This window comes from Shivajiella indica (assembly GCF_042683085.1).
Lineage (GTDB): Bacteria > Bacteroidota > Bacteroidia > Cytophagales > Cyclobacteriaceae > Shivajiella > Shivajiella indica.
Genome location: NZ_JBHUIV010000016.1, coordinates 70,416 through 88,007, shown reverse-complemented (window position 1 = coordinate 88,007; position 17,592 = coordinate 70,416). Strand labels below are relative to the sequence as shown.

General features: G+C 40.1%; 15 protein-coding genes. 5 read left to right on the top strand and 10 right to left on the bottom strand.

Going from position 1 to position 17,592, the window contains the following annotated elements:
* Window positions 1–29: 29 nt before the first annotated feature.
* The 8 genes from ACFSKV_RS09945 to ACFSKV_RS09910 all read right to left on the bottom strand — a co-directional run bounded on the left by ACFSKV_RS09945 (window position 30) and on the right by ACFSKV_RS09910 (window position 7,575).
* Window positions 30–491, bottom strand: a complete 462-nt coding sequence (locus ACFSKV_RS09945) for a hypothetical protein (RefSeq protein ID WP_380802022.1) — start codon at window positions 489–491, stop codon at window positions 30–32.
* 345 nt (window positions 492–836) lie between these two features.
* The gene (locus ACFSKV_RS09940; protein WP_380802020.1) at window positions 837–1,904 is read right to left on the bottom strand and encodes a branched-chain amino acid aminotransferase; all 1,068 of its coding nucleotides are present in this window, start codon (window positions 1,902–1,904) and stop codon (window positions 837–839) included.
* Between the two features lie 4 nt (window positions 1,905–1,908).
* The gene (locus ACFSKV_RS09935) at window positions 1,909–2,457 is read right to left on the bottom strand and encodes a cob(I)yrinic acid a,c-diamide adenosyltransferase (RefSeq protein WP_380802017.1); all 549 of its coding nucleotides are present in this window, start codon (window positions 2,455–2,457) and stop codon (window positions 1,909–1,911) included.
* A gap of 83 nt (window positions 2,458–2,540) precedes the next feature.
* Window positions 2,541–3,263 carry an ABC transporter ATP-binding protein gene (locus tag ACFSKV_RS09930; RefSeq protein WP_380802015.1) on the bottom strand — a complete coding sequence of 241 codons (723 nt, stop codon included), beginning with the start codon at window positions 3,261–3,263 and terminating at the stop codon, window positions 2,541–2,543.
* Window positions 3,264–3,339: 76 nt separating this feature from the next.
* Window positions 3,340–6,147 (bottom strand): tetratricopeptide repeat protein, encoded by a 2,808-nt coding sequence (locus ACFSKV_RS09925; protein WP_380802013.1) that lies wholly within the window; start codon window positions 6,145–6,147, stop codon window positions 3,340–3,342.
* Window positions 6,147–6,434, bottom strand: a complete 288-nt coding sequence (gene gatC, locus ACFSKV_RS09920; RefSeq protein WP_380802010.1) for an Asp-tRNA(Asn)/Glu-tRNA(Gln) amidotransferase subunit GatC — start codon at window positions 6,432–6,434, stop codon at window positions 6,147–6,149. Before gatC ends, ACFSKV_RS09925 begins: the two co-directional genes overlap by 1 nt.
* Window positions 6,435–6,440: 6 nt before the next feature.
* Window positions 6,441–7,196, bottom strand: coding sequence for a lysophospholipid acyltransferase family protein (locus ACFSKV_RS09915; RefSeq protein WP_380802008.1), 756 nt, complete (start codon window positions 7,194–7,196; stop codon window positions 6,441–6,443).
* Window position 7,197: 1 nt separating this feature from the next.
* On the bottom strand, window positions 7,198–7,575 hold the full coding sequence (locus tag ACFSKV_RS09910) for a globin domain-containing protein (RefSeq protein WP_380802005.1): 378 nt from the start codon (window positions 7,573–7,575) through the stop codon (window positions 7,198–7,200).
* Between the two features lie 63 nt (window positions 7,576–7,638).
* Between ACFSKV_RS09910 and ACFSKV_RS09905 the strand changes: the two genes are divergently transcribed.
* The gene (locus ACFSKV_RS09905; RefSeq protein WP_380802003.1) at window positions 7,639–7,836 is read left to right on the top strand and encodes a hypothetical protein; all 198 of its coding nucleotides are present in this window, start codon (window positions 7,639–7,641) and stop codon (window positions 7,834–7,836) included.
* An 812-nt stretch (window positions 7,837–8,648) separates the two neighbouring features.
* Here ACFSKV_RS09905 and ACFSKV_RS09900 read toward each other — a convergent pair.
* A complete protein-coding gene (locus ACFSKV_RS09900; RefSeq protein ID WP_380802000.1) occupies window positions 8,649–10,010 on the bottom strand; it encodes an NfeD family protein in 1,362 nt (453 codons plus the stop codon).
* 167 nt (window positions 10,011–10,177) lie between these two features.
* Here ACFSKV_RS09900 and ACFSKV_RS09895 point away from each other — a divergent pair, with 167 nt between their 5' ends.
* The 4 genes from ACFSKV_RS09895 to ACFSKV_RS09880 all read left to right on the top strand — a co-directional run bounded on the left by ACFSKV_RS09895 (window position 10,178) and on the right by ACFSKV_RS09880 (window position 14,095).
* Complete coding sequence (locus ACFSKV_RS09895; RefSeq protein WP_380801998.1) at window positions 10,178–11,350, top strand: LysM peptidoglycan-binding domain-containing protein; 1,173 nt, start codon at window positions 10,178–10,180, stop codon at window positions 11,348–11,350.
* A gap of 429 nt (window positions 11,351–11,779) precedes the next feature.
* Entirely contained in the window at window positions 11,780–12,334 is a 555-nt protein-coding gene (locus ACFSKV_RS09890; RefSeq protein WP_380801995.1) for a hypothetical protein, read from the top strand.
* Between the two features lies 1 nt (window position 12,335).
* The gene (locus tag ACFSKV_RS09885) at window positions 12,336–13,100 is read left to right on the top strand and encodes a TIGR02757 family protein (RefSeq protein ID WP_380801993.1); all 765 of its coding nucleotides are present in this window, start codon (window positions 12,336–12,338) and stop codon (window positions 13,098–13,100) included.
* 440 nt (window positions 13,101–13,540) lie between these two features.
* A complete protein-coding gene (locus tag ACFSKV_RS09880; RefSeq protein WP_380801991.1) occupies window positions 13,541–14,095 on the top strand; it encodes an REP-associated tyrosine transposase in 555 nt (184 codons plus the stop codon).
* 179 nt (window positions 14,096–14,274) lie between these two features.
* Here ACFSKV_RS09880 and ACFSKV_RS09875 read toward each other — a convergent pair whose 3' ends face one another.
* Window positions 14,275–17,463, bottom strand: coding sequence for a WD40/YVTN/BNR-like repeat-containing protein (locus ACFSKV_RS09875; RefSeq protein WP_465270312.1), 3,189 nt, complete (start codon window positions 17,461–17,463; stop codon window positions 14,275–14,277).
* Window positions 17,464–17,592: the final 129 nt, after the last annotated feature.

Sequence of the window (17,592 nt, the reverse complement as noted above, 5' to 3'; positions counted from 1 at the left end):
TTAAAATTATCCTCTTTACCTATTCCTTTTTATTCACCGTATAAAATAACGAGTTGGATTTTATTCTTTCCCCGGTTTTTAAATTCCTTGTATTGCAATTTTGAAATCAAAAATCCTCCTGCAACCATTCCAATAGGCCATGCAATCGTGTCCCCCACCTGTGATAAATCCCCACTTTGGTACAGGCTGTTGACCGAGGTCGCGATCAGGAAAATAACACCGCCTCCTATTCCCAGATATCCCAGATTTTTAATTGTACTGTTCCTTGGGTCTTTGTTTTTGATATATATAGAGGTGATGTCTGAGGGTACAAGGAGATTTTCTGTTAAAACAATAGCTTCTGGTGTTATATCCACGATTTTGTCCGTAACATAGAAGTCCAACTCTTTTGATTTGTAGGTTAAATCTTCTCCAATTTCAAACTTTAATCGTGACTTCTGATTGGATCCCCTTTGAAGAAGTATAAATTTCTGGGAAAAAGCCTCTTCCATTGAAAATCCAATTAGAATAATGAAGAGGACAGTGATTTTTATTTTTAAATCCAAATGAAGCATGACTATAGATGAGAAATTCAAACATTTTAAAATAGTTCAATAAAAAATAAAACCACCCAATAGGAGTGGTTTTTATTTTCAATTTTTTTTATTTCCCGGAATTTAGGTGATCAGCTGTTTGGGGACTACTGAAGCTGGATAATTTTAATTCTGATAAAGGAAGTCTGCTTCTGGAGAAGCAGACTAACCAAAGTAGCAAATTAACCAGAGATTTTGATTACTTCTAGAGAAGCAGAATAACCTGAGTAATTAGACTCCGCTTTTGGAAAAGCAGGGTATGATTTAAACTTTTACAATCCAACCTCTGTGATCTTCAATCCTTCCGTACTTGATGTCATCCAGCTTTTTCAAAACCTGGTACGAGAAGGCATAATCTGGTTTTTTAGGAAGAATATAGTCATTATCTCTGATATTGATTTTGGCAATATGTGCAATTGTGGCGGCAGTTCCTGTTCCAAATGCCTCCTGAAGTTTTCCGTTTTGCAATGCTTCTTCCAATTCAGAGACCTTCAAGAATCTTTCTTCCACAACATACCCCATTTCTTTTGCCAATTTCAATACCGAATCCCGGGTAATACCTTTTAGGATGGTCCCGGTTTTGGTAGGGGCAGTGATTAAGGTGTCGTTAATGATGAACATGACATTCATCGTGCCGCTTTCCTCTATATTTTCATGGGTTTTGGCATCTGTCCATAATAATTGGTCATAACCCTGTTTTTGAGCTAATTGGGCAGGGTATAAGGAACCGGCGTAATTACCTGCAGCTTTTGCAAAACCTGTTCCCCCTTCTGCCGCTCTTGAATAATGCTGTTCGACTTTTACACTTACCGGTTTGGAATAATAATCCCCCACAGGGCAAGTGAAGATCATAAACTTATAAGTTTCTGATGGCTTTACACCGAGGTAATCGTCAGTAGCAAATATGAAGGGTCTAATATATAGCGAATATCCGGGTTTATCGGGAATCCAATTCCTGTCCAGATCCAACAATGTGGTCAATCCTTCCATAAAAATCTCCTCAGGAAGTTCAGGGATACACATCCTAACAGCTGATTCGTTCAGCCTTTTTTGATTTGCATCTGCTCTAAAAAGAAGAATTTCTCCTGATGGGTTTTTATATGCCTTCATCCCTTCAAAAATGGCTTGGCCATAATGCAAAGTAGAATTGGCAGGATTAAGACTCAATGGAGCATAAGGCTCAATTCTTAGGTCTGTCCATTCCCCATTTTTATAATCAGCAACGAACATGTGGTCACTGATGGATCTACCGAATACCAAATTATTAAAATCAGTCTCAGGAAGCCTGGAATGTTTAGTTTTGGTAACTTTAATCTGTAGCATTGTTTTCATAAGATTATAATCTTGGCCTCCAGGTTACTTCCTCCACGCCCAGTTCCTGGGCAATCAATCTCCCCAGTACAAAAAGATAGTCTGAGAGCCTGTTTAAATATTTTACAATAATTTCATCAACATGTTCTATTTCCATCAAGTCGATTACGCAGCGTTCTGTCCTTCGGCATACTGTACGGGCTATGTGGCAAAAGGAAACAATCTGATGTCCTCCCGGTAGGATAAAGTGTCTCAAAGGAGGAAGTTGCCTCTCCATTTCATCAATTTCTTTTTCCAAAAGCTCAAGGTCTTTTTCATGTAAATCCGGTTTCTTTACATTTTCTTTACCTGGCTCAGTTGCCAAAGTTGCCCCTATGGTAAAAAGACGGTCCTGCACTTCTTTCAGCAATCCTTCTCTTTTTTTGTTTATTTCCTGATCCCTGAGTAACCCGATGTAACTGTTCAGCTCATCCACTGTTCCATAGGCATCAATTCTCAAATGTGCTTTTGAAACTCTTCTTCCACCCAAAAGGGATGTTTGCCCCGAATCTCCTGTTTTGGTATAAATCTTCATATTCTATTTTCTGCAGGAAAAAGTAGCCCACTTTTGCCTCTCACAAAAGTAACAATTGATTTTCAAAAAACTTAAGGAAAATTCTATTCTGAAAGGGCAACTGCTTTTCCCCTTGTAGGATTGGGGTTGATAGTGTCTGATTCTACCAAACCATCCCTTAGCCTGACCACCCGGTGGGCATAATGGGCAATGTCGTCCTCATGCGTTACCATGATAATGGTATTGCCTTTTTGATGTAATTCATGGAATAACTCCATGATATCATAGGAAGTTTTGGAGTCCAGATTACCAGTGGGCTCATCCGCCAAAATGATACTGGGATTATTTACCAAAGCTCTTGCTATGGCCACCCTTTGGCGCTGACCACCGGAAAGTTCATTCGGTTTGTGATGTACCCTGTCCCCTAAGCCCACACTGTTTAATGCCTCAAAAGCTTTTTCTTCCCTTTCTGTTTTTTTTAATCCTGCATAAATCAAAGGCAAAGCCACATTATCCAAACAGGATGCTCTGGGAAGAAGGTTAAAGGTCTGGAACACAAAACCGATTTCCTTATTCCTGATTTCAGCCAGTTCATTTTCTGTCATATCGCTCACATCCTTGTTGTTGAGGATATAAGTTCCGGCAGTTGGGGTATCCAAACAACCGATAATATTCATCAAAGTGGATTTTCCCGAACCTGAAGGACCCATAAAAGCTACATATTCACCTTTGTTGATCGATATAGAAACAGACTTTAATGCCCTTACCTCTTCAGCCCCCATTTTATATGTTTTCTGAATATCTTTGGTTTCGATAATTTTTTTCATCGGTGAATATTTTTGGTCAATTTAAAATAAAATCCACTAAAGGAAAAGTTTATGATTCAATTAACGCCAAATGCTGCTATAAGTTTTCAATTTGCAGTTTTTCAATTTGCTCTATACTTAACCATTCCTGCATTTCAACCAAAGCATTGCTGCCATAACTGTCCAATCCAACTTTTCTACTTTGTTTGACATAAAAAATCCAGAGTTTTGGGTCACGGTTAAATTGTATAGCTTCCTGCAAAATTTCATATTTCACCAATTCGTCCGTTTCCTGCTGCAATTTTTTCCAGATCAAAGGTGCCCAATAGGCATTCCTGGTCATACCCAAATCAGGTTGCAGCATTTGGGCAATTTTTGGGTCCAATTCATTCTGCAGGTTATGGATAAAAGCAAACCAATTGTCCAGTTCCGCTGAAGTCCAATTTTCAGACAGGTTTTCCAAAATTACCCGTTTTACTTTTCCATAATCCTCCTGATTCAAACCATGCATTTTGAACCTCAGCAGCGCCAAAGCCCATTCTGTTTTTAAGTTTGGAGTGGAAGTTTCATCTAAAATTTTCAAAGCCTCCTCAGGAAGCATCTGATGTAACCTTGCCACATTTGACCAAAACAACGTTAAATCAGTTTGTTTGAGTTTTCCGGATTCCTCCCATTCCATCCAATTCGGGAAGGATGCTTCAAAACGCCTGTTTATTCCCACTGCTTCGGCCTGTTTACCACCAAAATAGAGAATAGCCAAATGGTAAGGCTGAAAATTTTCAAATCCCCTTTCGGTAGCAACTAAAATATCCACAGCTGATTTTTGAAGATCTAATTGACCTGCAAGAATCCGTGCCGCAAAAGAATGGTAATATCCGGCTGAATTGGGGTATGCCATGGCCATCCCATTGAGGTATTTTAAAGTTTCATTGATTTGGTTGTCCTGAAGGGTGCGAAGGATCCTGGTTTCCTTGTAATTTCTCTCTTCAAAACTCATTTGCTCCAAGGCAATCAGACTGTCAATTAAAACAAGGTCCTCCTTGAAATTACCTTCCGTTTTATTACTCCATTGGTTGCGTAGTAAAGCCGTTCTCAGATGATAATTTTGAGGTAAGGGATTAGTATTTAGGAAAAATGGGGCATAATTACCTTGCTTATTCGCATAGGCGAGGTAGTTTAACCGATAAGGTAAATCATCCAATAGTTCCGGTTCTGATTTAGGAGGAATATTGTGTTTGACCAATAAACCTAATGAATTGGAAAGCATAACAGCATCCTTTTTGAGCAATTTTTCCAAAGTTGCCAAAGCATCCTGTGGCCTGTTCAGTTTAGAATACAGTAAGGCCAGGTTGTTTAGCAGATAGGGGTTATTAGGGAAGATTTCAAGCCCTTTTTCTAGGTAAAAGAGGGCTTCAAAAATTTTGTCCTGCTGGTGCAATTTGGAACTTAATAGCAGAATATTGGGAACAGTCGGAGCATAATCAAAGCTTTGGACCAAATGTTCCATGGCCGAGGTAGGTTCCCGAAGTTCATAACGCAGGTGGGCCGCAGCATTTTTGGCTTTTTTGTTCCTTCTGTATTGTAACCAGCTGTTTTCATATAAAATGGCAGCTTCCAATGGTTTATTACTTTGGTAATAATAATCTGCTGAAATATTAGTGCTGGCTGTCCCCAATTGATTTCCGATGACCATATCTGCAAATACGGCTACTATTACCAAGGCCATTATTGCACCAATGCGCATATGGAAATAGGCGAAAAACTGAGGTTTAAATATTACCTTTTCAACATCTTTTCCTGAATTGAGGATATCCAAAAAATTGGACATTAAATAAAGGAAAAAAAGTAAGCCAAGAGCAACCTGCCCATAGAGAAAGATATGGTTGAAGAATTCAAACAAGGGTTGATTACCTGAAAAATCAGCCTTTGCCCAGGTAAATACTGCAAAGGCAAAACCTACCCAATAAAAGGATTTACCGACCAAAGGGTCATCATAGGCCTGTTCAGTCTGTTCAATTTTCAACTTCAGAACCTTATAACCCATAGTCCCTGCTACCAACATCAAAAGCATGGGCGGTACGGTAGGGAAGGGGAGATTGATTTCGCCCATGACAGAAAGCAAAGTGAACATCACCAGTAAAAAATAGAGGGTGAAGACTATCAAAAGATGGATGGAAATTCTGATTCCTGTTCCTTTGTTCAATTGAATCAACAATACCGTGACCCATGAAATCACGGCATGCCCTATATGTAAAAAGAAAAGTACGGAAATAATAGCAGCAGGAAACGTGGCATTTTCGGCCATCCAAAGCCAGGGGTTTTGAATGTCTGATAAAGAAACCAATAATATTAATGTGAGGGAGCTGATAAGCGTAATAAGTAGAAAACGGACAGTCAGGTTTAGGTGTGGCACAAAAAAGGCAATCCCTACTACTGGCAATAAAGTACCCATCATCATGCCTATCAATGCATAATTACTCGCAACCCCTCCCAGGTTAAGACCATTGATACCGCTGAATGTCAATAAAAAAATAGTAAGGGCCGCTGCCCCGATAAAGTATAATTTCTTGAGGGAACTGATAAGCGTTAGTCCCAGATTGAACAGCAACCAGATAATTGCTCCATAAATCAGGTTCACCCATGGAAAGGAGGCTGGGGGGAAAGATTCATAATTCTGGAAAATCAGGAAATTATCAATTTCCAATGGAATAAACTCGGTGGCTATTTGGGCAAAATTGACGGTAACAGCAACCGATTCAGAAAATATACCGGGAATAACGGGAAGATATCCTTCACTCCAAAAAAAGAAACAGCTTAACAACAAAAGGCTTCCCAATATGCTCAGCATTAGCGGAAGCCCTTTCAATAGTATCTGTTGGATATAATCCCCCTGTTTGGCAGGCATTATTCAAGAACCTTTGGCACCCTGAAATAATCTGAATCCCTTTGCGGGGCATTCATCAGACCCCTTTCATGGGATAAGTGTTCGCCGACAACATCTTCTCTCAAAACATTCTCTTCTGAGGACATGGTGGTGATTGGCTCAACCCCTTCCGTATCAATCTCATTGAGTTGTTCTTCCCAGTCCAAAATCTGGGTCATATCTCTTTGCATTTTTTCGGCACCTTCTTCATCAAATTCCAATCTTGCCAAATGCGCGATTTTCTTTACAGTATTTAAATCTATTTTCATAGGGTACTAATTTTTTGTTTTTTCATCCCAGGGAAGGTGATTATCCTTCCAAAGTTGGTCTTGAATGATGGTGTAACAGGTTTCCTTTAAGGGGTTTAAATCTTTAGAGGACATACCTTTAGTTTCCAATGGGGGATGGATTACGATTTTCCCTTTTCTGAAATCCAACAGGTATTTACCGTCATCCGGCAAAATTAAATGATTAAACGATAAGGTGACAGGAATTAAGGGGATTTGTTTGTCAATTGCCAGATTAAATGCCCCGTCTTTGAAACGGTTCATATGAGGAGGTTCACCGGTAATGATACCCCCTTCAGGAAAAATAACAATGCTGCTTCCATTGGAAATGGCTTTTTTTGCACGAATCAAGACTTCACCCCGGCTTTTCACGGAGGAGCGGTCCACGGCAATATGTAATTTTTTAAAATAATAGCCGAAAAGGGGGATTTTTCGGATGGAACTTTTTCCTATGAAGACCACATCCCCTGGAATAAAACCCATAAAGGGAATATCCAGATAGGAAAAATGATTGGCAGCGAAAACATAGGGCTGTCCTTTCTTAATATGTTCTTTTCCTTCAATAGCAATAGGTTTGAAAATCAGTATGAAATATGCCTTTGCCCAAAATCTGTTTACCTTCCTGCCATACTTTTCCCAACCTTTAATCCAGGATGAAGCCAGAAAAAGAGGAAATAAAATCAAAAAGGTGATTAAGAAAATCAATAAGGCATAAATGGTGTAAATCCTTCTTAAAATTCGCATCTCATTGATTGATCATATGGTTGGCCACCTTAATGAAATAATTCATTAATGCTTCCCTGATGTCGGTTTCGATTTCAATTTTATCTATGGCCTGAAACATACAGTCCAGCCATAAATTTCTTAAATTTTCATCTATGGCCCATTGAAAGTGCCTCCTTCTGAGCATAGGATGTCCTCTTTTTTCCAAATAAGTATGGGGTCCACCGAAAACATGGATGAGGAACATAAATAATCTTTCCTCAGCAGGTGCCAAATCCTCGTCAGGATAGAGTTTCCTCAAGGCAGGGGTTAGGGCAACGTTCTGGTAAAAATGGTGTACCATAGATTTGATTTTTTCCTCACCTAAAGACTCATAAATGGAGGTGTTATGGGTATTCATGGCGTGAATTTATTTGAAAAAAGGGAAATGCTTGGTAAATGAAGCTTAAATTTCCAATGATCAATGATAAATTACCAAAATCCAAGCTTAGTTCTGCTGCTTCTCCGGAAGCAGCTTTCTAAAATTATTAATTCTTCCAGTTTCTGGAGAAGCAGGACAGCAGGTAGCGGGGTAAGCCCCGTCGGGGCGAAAGGTATCATAACCCGGGGTTTTAACCCCGGTGACGGTGATAAATACCCAAATCCAGAGACGGCGCTTTAAGTGAAATCGGAGAATGATTGGGTACGCCGGCGATATGAATCGAAAATTCAAAAGAAGGCATTCAGGGGACTGCATTAAAATGGTCCAAGGCAAAGTCCTGCCCTATGCAGGCGGGCTTGAACCATTGGGGGACTTGAATCATCGAAAATATTTTCGTGGGGAAATTGAATCAAATTCAGATAATAAGGGTGGGGAGGAATGATGGCGGACCGGGCCGGCTCTGGCCTAGTGGGCTGATAGGATTCCGCCATCTTGACTTTTTTGTTACTTTTTGGGTCAAGCCAAAAAGTAAGAGGATAAGACCATAATAATATATTTTTAATTTCTAAAGTCCAGATGGGTAATGTTAGAACTTCAATTTTATAATTAACAGATAATCCAGCAGTCAGGAGACTTCAATGAGGGAGTCCAAGTCTGGAGACTTGAACCAGTCAGGAGACTGCATTAAAATGGTCCAAGACAAGGTCTTGAACCAAGTAAGCAAGATTTTCAAATTGGAAAAATTTGACATAATCCTTTGTTAAAATTATACAAAAAATAGCTTCCCTATAATAGCTCTATAATTTTTTTCACTTATCCGTTTATCCTTTGGTCAAAAAATCAACCTTTCCTAATTTCAATACATCAATCATTTACTTTTTAACCTCCAGCCCAACAAAACTCATCACAGGGGCAAAATGATTTTTTGGGCGAACAAACTTTGATTTTTTTATGAAAGGCGTGGTTTAATGATCACGCCTTTCCAGTTTTTGAGTATTGGTTCATTAATCCTTTGGTAATTTGAAATTTGAACTTTGTAATTTTTAATTTACCTAGACTTTCCTCACTTTTAAAGAAGTCCCTTCTGTACTGATGACTTTTACAGCTTCACCTTTTTCAATGAATTCTCCTCTGGAATAGGCGTCATAAATTTCATCTTCAATTAAGACCTTACCACTTGGCATCAATCTGGTATGTGTAATTCCTTCTTTTCCCAATAAACTTTCCTGGTAAAAGGAGGATGTATATCCTTCTTCCCTTTTTTGGGTTGTCGCAAGGGCAATCGAACTGAATGCTCCCCATGAATTGATTTTTGGTGCCAAAAAGAAAATCAAGGCCATACCTGTAATTGCCGCCAAAATCACAGTTAGCAAGGCAGCAAATAGTTCCCCGGAAGGAACAAAGGTAAAGTCAAAGGCATCATTGGGAATCATACCCAATGTCAGCCCGGTAAGAATTCCGGCAATTCCAAGAATGCCAAAAATACCGAAGCCAGGAATCAGGAATATTTCAATTAAAAGCAAAATCACACCGGCAATAAATACCGCAATTTCCCAGTTTTGGGCCAACCCTGTCAGGTAATAGGGGATAAAATATAGGATGATGGCAGTAATGGATGCGGCTAAGGGAAATCCCACCCCTGGGGTTTGGATTTCAAAATAAATTCCCGCAAAGATGACCAATATCAAAAATCCACTCACTGCGGGATTTAAGAAAAATAAAATGATATTCTCTACGGTTGAAGTTTCATATCCTAATAGTTCATAATTTGTAATGCCCAGTTTATCTTCGATCACCTCAGTCATGGAAGCAGCCTGTCCTTCGCTAAATCCATTTTCAATGGCTTCAGAGACGGAAAAAGTAATGACCGAACCCTTTTCGGAAATGCCTTCAATTTCCAGGTTTTGGTCAACCATGGCTTCTGCAATTTTTGGATCACGGCCTTTGGCTTCTGCAGTGCTCCGAATCATAGATCGCATATAGGACTGATATTTATCAGGGGCGGCATCACCTCCACCGCCCATCACCACCGTTGCAGCTCCTATACTTGCCCCGGGAGCCATATAAATGCTGTCACAGGCAATTGAGATCAAGGCCCCTGCTGAAGCAGCATCTTTATTGATCCAAACATGAATGGGGGTCTTTGTTTCCAGAATCATGGTTCTGATATCATCCGCATCGTTGACAGCTCCTCCATAGGTATCCATTTCAATGAGGATGACATTGGCCGATTTTGTCTTCGCATCCTCCAAAGCTAACTTTACCTTTCGATTCATTCTGGGATCTATGTTGTCATCAATTTTAAAAGTATAGATCTTCTTTTTTTCATCGATGGCTGTACTATCGTTCTGGGCAAATCCATTCCATGCAAATAGGAAACAAATCAAAACCCAAAGTAATTTTGTGATTTTCATAATTTGGCGGTTTAGTTTTTGAATATACCAATATTCCTGAATATCCGAATTCAATATTCTTACGTTAACAGAGTAATCCTATCAGGTAATCCCTCCATTGCTTGTTTGTTTACTTGCAAATGATAAAATAAATCTGAAATTTGTGCATCGAAATTAGTCTATAGTTTATGAAAAATTTGATAGTATTTTGCCTTGGTCTTTTTACAATCCTGAATGTCAGTGCTGCAGAAATTACACCCATGGATTCGGTAGGAATTGAAAAAGTGGGGGATAAAACTTTTATTATCCACCAGGTAGATCAGGGAGAAACATTGTTTGGGATTTCCAGAAGATACCAAACCGCTATCAATGATATCATACAGAACAATGAAGCGCTTCAGGCAGGACTGAAAATTGGACAGAGAATCAGGATTCCATACATAAGTAAGGCAGCTTTGCCTGAGGGTGCTAAATTACATAAAGTTGCTCCGGGAGAAACTTTGTTTTCCATATCCAAATTGTACGGAGCAACTGTGGACGATGTAAAGGGATGGAATAATTTACAAGGTAATGATTTGAGTGTCGGACAGGCATTGGTAATTCAAAATGCCGTTGTTCAAAATCCTCCAACCCCTACACCAACTGTTAAGGAGTCGGTAGCAGCAACTGTTGAACCTACCCAAGAAAAAACAGTACCTGTCAAACCAGCTGTTCCTGCAACAGCCAAAGAAGAGGTTAAGGCCTCCACCCCAAAGGTAGCTACCCCTGCACCCGTAACATCACCCGCATCTTCAACCTCAACAGGATCAAAGGCGTTGCCCGGGGAATGGATAACACATACAGTAAGCCAGGGAGAAACCTTGTTTTCTGTTGCCCAAAAGTATGAGGCCAAAGTCGAAGACCTGATAGCATGGAATTCACTCTCATCAAATAACCTGTCAATCGGTCAAAAGCTAAAAGTTGGAAGGGAAATAGCAGACCCTGCCAAGGTTCCTGTGGTGACTTCTTCAGTTCCTGTCTTAATCAATAACGATAAAACAGAGGGGCAGTTAACAACTACAAGACCTGAGGTAGGGACAGGTGAGAGCACTGCCTATAAGAATATCAAGGAAACTGGCTTAGCAGAGGTTATTGAAGGAACAGGAAACCATAAGAAATACCTGGTGCTTCACCGGACTGCACCAGTTGGTACCATTATGAGGGTGAGGAATGAAGAAAACGATATTACCATCTTTGCGAGGGTAGTAGGCAAATTGCCAGAAACCGGTGACAATGGCCGTTTGGTGATCAAGGTCTCTAAGGCAGCCTATGATCAGTTGAGGGCAGTGAATGCAAGGTTTAGGGTGGAGATTTCTTATTAAGTTACCAATTACCAATTACCAATTACTAATTACCAATTTTCAAAATCAAACTTCAAATTACAGGGATTTAATTATTACTGTCTTTATTGTACCAAGTACCAAGTACTATGTACCAAGAGACAGCCATGAATAGTTCAAAGTCTCACGATCCTCTATGGCTTGGCGTTGACCCTATTATGGCAGTTTCCCGACTGCTAGTAGTTATTTTTGGCTTGATTTTCGAATTTCCAAAAATATAACTTACTCGGGGCCACTTTAAAGGCTTTCAGTTAAGTGAAAGATATTGCAGTCAGGAGACTGTATTTTAGTGGTCCAAGACAAAGTCTTGAACCATACGCAGTCTTGAACCCTACAAGTCTCACTCATCACTTTTTCTCTTTTTGCGATTAAGCATTTAAGATCGTATCTTTGTAGCAGTACAATGCCTTCATGAGTAAACTCTATCTCATTTTCCATCACATCTTCCGATTTATCTGGAATACGATTTTCATCATTTCTTATCCGGTAATAGCCACTTTCGGATTGCTCTTTATCGGGATTACCTATGTTTTTTCGGGTTTATCCAGGTTGTTGGCAGGGATTAAGAAAGGAAATGAGGGTAAAATCATACAAAAATCGGATTGGGAAGAGTTACCCAATACCAATGGATTATTAGAAGCGAAAGTGCACAAACAGATTATGTTTGGCCCTACCTGTTTTCAATTGAGAAGGAAAGATGGGGTTCCTTCAGTTTTAGAGGATCATTATTTCGGAGGAAAGATAAAGTTTTTGGATGAAGGTCTTTTGTTGGAAAAGTGGAATGCTACAGACTCCAAAGATCTTCCAGATTTTGACATTTGCCTTTATGACCCGGATTTGGACAAGATCACTTCCTTGACCAATATCAAATGTTTTGACTGGCATTTGTCAGAAAAAGAAGATAATAATTTACTTTTCAAGTGGTTTGACGGTATTCAAGGTGGAGAGGTTAAGGTAGCTCTTTAATATGGATTTAAAGGATTTTTTGGATCAAAAGGTTGCTGAATACAACCAACCCGAGTTCATTTCCTACGATCCCATTTCCATCCCCCATCTTTTTTCTAAAAAACAGGATATAGAAATTGCCGGGTTTATTGCTGCCACCTTGGCCTGGGGGCAAAGGAAAACCATCATCAACAAATGCCGGGAGCTTTTCGGGATGATGGATAATGCACCTCATGATTTTATACTGCATCATTCTGAGACAGACCTCAAGCCTTTGCTTAGTTTTAAGCACCGAACTTTTAATGATATCGATACGCTTTATTTTGTGGAATTTTTTAATTGGCTATACAAACGCCATGAAAGCCTCGAATCGGCATTTTCTATTGGTTGGACAGAAGATAGGGACATCATGGGAAGACTTTTGATCAATTTCCATGAATTCTTTTTCCAGCTTCCGGAAGCACCGCAGAGAACAAGAAAGCATATTGCGACTCCTTTAAGAAAAGCTGCCTGTAAGAGAATCAATATGTTTTTGCGGTGGATGGTGAGGTCTGATGATAAAGGAGTTGATTTTGGCATATGGAAGAGGATTAAGCCCTATCAATTGATCTGTCCATGCGACCTGCATGTGGACAGGGTTGGAAGGAGACTAGGCCTGATAGAAAGAAAACAGACCGATTGGCAGACTGCCCTGGAACTTACCCAAAGATTACGTGAATTCGACCCTGAAGATCCCGTAAAGTATGATTTTGCACTTTTTGGATTGGGCGTGGAGGAGAAGTTTTAGAATGGTTTTTCTAATTAAAGAAATAGAAGTAATAGCAGTAATTTTTTAAAAAGTTATCAGCTTAAGATTTATTTTGTTGCCGATCTGGTAAATTTTTTCACTTATCCGATTATTCTTTGGAGATGAGGCCTTTCATTTACTAATTTCATTACATGATTTTTTCACCTATGGTCCAGTTGAATCAATTGAGAGGGGTTTGGTTTGGTTGGATCGAACAGGCTTATTTTTTGAAAAGAAGGTACAGTTTGGGGCTGTACCTTTTTTTGAATAGTCAATTGTTCGAAGATAGAATATTCAATAGTCAGGAAAATACATTTTTTGGACCGTAAACGAATGGTTCAAGTCTTACGACTTGGACCCTAATGATGCAGTCTCCTGACTGTAAATGTTTTTAAAATAAATTTTCAAACTAAAGGATAACAATTAAAACAACTTTTTAAATGAGCAGAAAATTCAAAATCCGGGATCAGGACAAACTGTATTTTGTCACTTTTACAGTTATTGAATGGATAGATCTTTTTACTAGAAAAGAATTTAGGGACATAGTCTTAGAATCGCTCAAATTTTGCACAATAAACAAGGGCCTTGAAGTTTGGGCTTATTGTATCATGTCAAGTCATTTACATTTAATTTTGGGTAGAAATGGAGGTGAACCCTTGGAGGGAATAATCAGAGACTTTAAAAAATTCACTTCCAAAAAGATTTTGGATTCAATCAAAACCGGTGCATTTGAAAGCAGAAAGGAGTTTTTGCTTTGGCATTTTGGAAAAGCTGGAAGGAAGAACCCGAACAATCAAAATTTTCAAATTTGGCAACAACATAGTCATCCGATTGAACTAAACTCTAATACCAAGATTACACGTTGCCTAAATTATATTCATCAAAATCCTGTTAAAGCTGGAATTGTATTGTCTCCTGAAGATTATTTATACAGTAGTGCAAGAAATTACGCAGGATTACTTGATTGTTTGATTGATGTGATTTTACTTGAATAGTTAATTTTTAGAAAAGTAGAAATTTAGCAGTCTGAAGACTGCAGTGTTTGGGTCCAAGACATAGTCTTGAACCAGTCAGAGTCTTGAACCATCCAATGAACAGATAACAACAAAAAAAATCCCAAAAAACACAACAAATTATCATGCCTTTTGGGATTTTTATTAGGGGAAATGGTTGCTTATTTTTCCATCACCTGAAAGATATCAATCTTTGTAGCTCTGGCCTTTTCTTCAAATGGTTTCCAATCATTCTCAAGGAATGCATTGTATACCTTCATGGCCTCTTCTGCACTCTCCTTGGCCTGCTGAATCAACCGTTGTTCTGTGGCACCAGGAGCACCAAAGGATGAACTTGCATAACTTCTTGGTGCAAATATCCTGGTCATGGTGGTCGGATACAAGTTTCTGACAATTCCCTGACCTTCTCTGGTCGGGCCATAGAAGGCTTCTCTGGTGGTGTCGATTTTCTTTTTGGTTTCATTGGCCAATTTCACCAACTCCTTAACCTCTGCATCATCCACATCCTTGGCAAAAGCCAGCAATTTATCGATGGTCTTTTTGGCTTCATCTAATTGTCTGGTAGCCTTCATTACATCCGAACTTAAGGTTTCAACTTCCTTGATAAAGACTTCCCTTGCCTGCAGATTGGCTAATTCTGGATTGATTCTTGGGTCTGAGTGAACCTTGATGCTAGTCTCTGAAGCTTCACTGCCATATTCAAAGACTACTTTATAGGTACCAGGGAGGGCAGGTCCACCGGAGGGTTCAAAGAAACCTCTGGAACGTCCTCCTTCTCCACCACCAGAGCCACCTCGGCCCATGGGTGTGTCTGAAGATGATTTTCGGTCCAGATTCCAAATGGCCTGATTGACGCCATTTTCAGGTAACATTTTGATTGTTCTGATCTGCTCTCCTGAAGCATTGAAAATAGAAATCTTAACAGAATCCATTTTTTCTTTACCTGGATCGTTGATGATGAAATGTAACCTTCCGCCAAATACCCTGTTTTCCGCGGTGTACTTTGCATTTGCAGCAAAGCGCTCCCCATGGGGCTGATGGATCTCAGCCTGGTAAGCATCAGAAGGTTCAATAGCAGTGATTTTTGAAGATGGGGACTTACCCTGATTTTTTGCATAAACCCTCAATGGTCTGATATCGTCCAACACATATATTGAACGTCCAAAAGTTCCGATCACAAGGTCGGCTTCTCTTTCCTGAATAGCCATATCAAAAGTAGAAACTGCGTTTGGATAACCATGTCTCCACTGATTCCAGGTTTTCGCATTATCAAAGCTGACATATAAACCAAACTCAGTACCCAAGAAAACCAAATTCGGCTCCACTGGATCCTGAATGATGGACAAGGTATATCCCCAAACTTTGCTGTCATCTGCTATTCTTTCATAGGTACCCCCGTAATTTTTGGTACGGTACGCATAGGCAGAAAAGTCGTTGTTTCTGTAGTTATTGGCCACAATCCAAGCCTCTCCTGCATCATACTTGGAAGCCTGAATTTGGGGGATCCAACTACCTTTTGGCAAACCTGTCATCTTGCTTGCGGTATTGGTCCAGGTCTTACCGCCATCACGGGTCACCTGAACGTTGCCGTCATCAGTTCCTACCCAAATGACATTCGGATCAACCGGGCTTGGTGCAATGGCTATTATGGTAGTATGGTTTTCTGCTCCAGTGATGTCGTAAGTCAGTCCACCAGTCTCTTGCTGCTTCTGCTTTTCAGGATCATTGGTGGTCAGATCTGGAGAAATGATCTCCCAGGTTTCACCTCTGTCAGTACTCTTATGTAAAAACTGGCTTCCATAGTAAATCGTAGCCGCATCTTGTGGAGATTGTGCAATGGCTGCATTCCAGTTGAATCTAAGAAATACGTCCTTGTCAGGATGTGTGGGTCTGATGGTCCTTTTATGACCGGTTTCTTTGTCATATCGGGCCACATTTCCTCCCTGGGACATGGCATAACCATATCTTGAATTTTCTGGATCAGGAACGACATCAAAACCATCCCCGAACATGATTTCCTGCCAATAGGTATTGCGGATGCCATCCCTTCTCCAAACATAGGCCGGCCCTACCCAACTTCCGTTATCCTGTAAGCCTCCATAAATATTGTAAGGAACTTCATTGTCCACATTGATATGGTACCACTGCCCCACGGGGATATTTTCGGCAAAAAACCAGGTTTTTCCTCCATCACGGGTGATGTTCAGCCCTCCGTCATTACCATTCACCATAAAGCTAGGGTCATGGGGATTGATGTACCAGGCATGGTGATCTGGATGCACACCTTCGTAAGTCAACAATTGGGTAAAGGTTCTACCACCATCTTCACTCATGCCTACACGGGAATAGAGTGTATATATCCTATCCGAGTTTTTCGGGTCTGCATGGATTTCAAAATAGTAGAAAGGACGGTCACCAATCTCAGGCTTGTCGTTGATCATCTTGAAATTATCACCTCCATCTTCTGAAACATAAAGGGCATTCTTGGAAGATTCAATCAATGCATAGACTTTTTGGGAATTGGCTTTGGATATGGCCAAACCCATACGTCCCAGCTCTCCTTTGGGCAAACCGTTTTTCTCATCCAGTTTTTTCCAGTTATCACCTCCATCAATGCTTACATATAAGCCTGATGAAGGACCTCCGGATTTGAAGAACCAAGGGTAACGTCTATGTTCCCACATATTGACAAAAATCTTGTTGGGATTATTGGGGTCCATGATCATTTCACCTACTCCTGTTTTGTTATCCACAAAAAGGATTTTTTTCCATGTTTTACCGCCATCGGTGGTTTTGAAAACTCCCCGCTCTTCCTGTTCTCCCCAAGGTGAGCCAATGGCTCCGACAAATACCGTATTCGGATCGTCGGGATGTACGATAATCCGGTGGATGGCCCTTGTTTTTTCCAGCCCCATCAACTGCCAGGTTTTTCCGGCATCCAAGGATCTATAAACTCCATATCCCATATTGAGGGAGTTTCTTGGGTTGCCTTCTCCTGTTCCCAGCCAAATGATATTTGGATTTTTCTGGTAGATGGAAATCGCACCTATGGAATGTACCTTTTCCTCATCGAAAATAGGTTCCCAGGTAATCCCTCCAGAGGTGGATTTCCAGAGACCACCCGAAGCGGAACCGGCATAGATAATATTGGGATTTTCATGTACTGCATCAATGGCAGTAATTCTACCGCTCATGGCAGCTGGCCCCACACTTCTGGCTTTCATGGCTTTGAACTGGCTCATGTCTACCTGTTGGGCCAAAAGGTGCTGAGTAGGAAAAATGCTTATAAAGAGCATGACCATTCCTAACCAGCCTATTTGGGTTAAATTTCTGTAGAATTTCATCATCATTAAGGATGGTTTTGAAGTTTTTTTCACCACAAATAAGTGGTTCGTATCAAAAGAAAATATTGTTTTGATATGGTTGGAGGATTGGAGGGGATGAGTGGAGAATGGATGGATAAATGTTGCATGATGTGT